General features: G+C 61.7%; 3 protein-coding genes and 1 other RNA gene. 3 read left to right on the top strand and 1 reads right to left on the bottom strand.

The genetic code is table 11. From position 1 onward, the window contains the following. On the bottom strand, positions 1–215 hold a 215-nt coding region (locus EN939_RS33470; RefSeq protein ID WP_127271740.1), incomplete at its 3' end, for an AAA family ATPase. A gap of 147 nt (positions 216–362) precedes the next feature. Between EN939_RS33470 and ssrS the strand changes: the two genes are divergently transcribed. From ssrS to EN939_RS33455, 3 genes are all read left to right on the top strand, one after another. Then, a non-coding RNA gene (ssrS, locus tag EN939_RS33465) (6S RNA) lies at positions 363–518 on the top strand. Between the two features lie 95 nt (positions 519–613). After that, positions 614–1,201 (top strand): 5-formyltetrahydrofolate cyclo-ligase, encoded by a 588-nt coding sequence (locus EN939_RS33460; RefSeq protein ID WP_127270386.1) that lies wholly within the window; start codon positions 614–616, stop codon positions 1,199–1,201. A 69-nt stretch (positions 1,202–1,270) separates the two neighbouring features. Further along, the coding region (locus EN939_RS33455; RefSeq protein WP_206528416.1) for a YmdB family metallophosphoesterase at positions 1,271–1,581 on the top strand (311 nt) is incomplete at its 3' end.

Raw genomic sequence — 1,581 nt, 5'->3', positions numbered from 1 at the left:
TATTCGTACAGGCCCTGCTGCGCCCGCGTCGTCGACTTGACGTGCCATTCGATGAGGTCGAGGCCAAGTGCTGACGCCACCTGGCGGGCCAGCTCCGTCTTGCCGGTGCCTGGCTCGCCCTTGACCAGCAAGGGCCGCTCCAGCGCGATCGCCGCGTTGACGGCCACCATCAGATCCTTGTCGGCGACATAGGCCGCCGTGCCTTCGAAACGCATTCTTGCTCCTCGGTTGGTCATGGCAACCGTAAGGACGCGGCTCACCCTGTGCAAGGGTGCGCCGGCCGCGACGAATGGGCTTGAACCTGATGGAAACATATGCCCGTCTCACTGGCGTTTAGCCGGCCGGCAGCCTATATTGGGCGGGACGGTCTGTGCTTCCCGGCAGGAGAACATTTTCCCCGGGGCCTTAACGATCCTTAGGGAGCTGTCCCTGGGAAGACCCGTGGGTTTTCTCATACGGCGCCCACCTACTTTGTAGGTTCCCGGGATCGCTCTCTCCACCGGTTGTGTGGATCGTCACTTATTGCCACGCGTCCGCATTTCGGTGGATGATTGCGGTGGAAAACGTCGCTCCCAAAACTCCATCCAGATCTGACCTTTTCTACCCTGGCTGAATGACCTCTCTCAAAGACCTGAAAAAGCAGCTTCGCCGTGAGGCCCTCGGACGCCGCGATGCGCTCGATGAATTCTGGCGAGTGGAGGTCGCGCTTGAAATGGCGGAGACGGCGCGCGATCACCTCCATGTCGAGCCGGGCCAGATCGTTTCCGGCTTCTGGCCGATGCGTTCGGAAGTCGACGTCAGGCCGCTGATGTTTGCCTTGCGCGAAAAGGGCGCGCGGCTTTGCCTGCCGGCCATTCTCGACAAGACCACCATTGTCTTTCGCGAACTGGTGCGCGGCGCGCCGATGGTCGAGATGGGTTTCGGCACGGTCGGCCCTCACGAGGAAGCCGAGGTGCTCGACCCCTCTGTGATGCTGGTGCCGCTTGCCGCTTTCGATGCACGCGGCCATCGCATCGGCTATGGTGCCGGCTATTACGACCGCGCCATCGCCAAGCTGATCGACAAGGGAGAGCCGCCGCGGCTGGTCGGCATCGCCTTCGACTGCCAGGAGGTGGCAATGGTGCCGGATGAGGAACATGACGTCGTCATTGCGGAAATACTCACCGAGAGCGGGTTGCGCCGCTTCGCGCCAAAATTGTAGATAAGTACAAGGGACGCATGATCTTCACTGGCGTCATGCAGCTTTCGCTGACCTTCGGTGCGGGATCATATGAGACTTCTCTTCCTCGGTGACATGGTTGGAAAGACAGGACGCACGGCGGTGTGGGAACAGCTGCCCGGACTGATCTCCGACTTCAAACTCGATTTCGTCATCGTCAACGGCGAGAACGCCGCCGGCGGCTTCGGCATCACCGAAGACATCTTTCGCGAGACGATCGCGGCCGGTGCCGATGTCGTCACCACCGGCAACCATGTCTGGGACCAGCGTGATGCGCTGGCCTTCGCGCCGCGCGAAGAGCGCTTCCTGCGTCCCTCCAACTTTCCCAAGGGCACGCCCGGGCGCGGCTCCGGTGTCTATAT

The sequence above is a fragment of the Mesorhizobium sp. M7A.F.Ca.CA.002.05.1.1 genome, assembly GCF_003998335.1.
Lineage (GTDB): Bacteria > Pseudomonadota > Alphaproteobacteria > Rhizobiales > Rhizobiaceae > Mesorhizobium.
The sequence above is the reverse complement of the archived record's forward strand: the minus strand, read 5'-3'. Positions and strand labels throughout refer to the sequence as shown.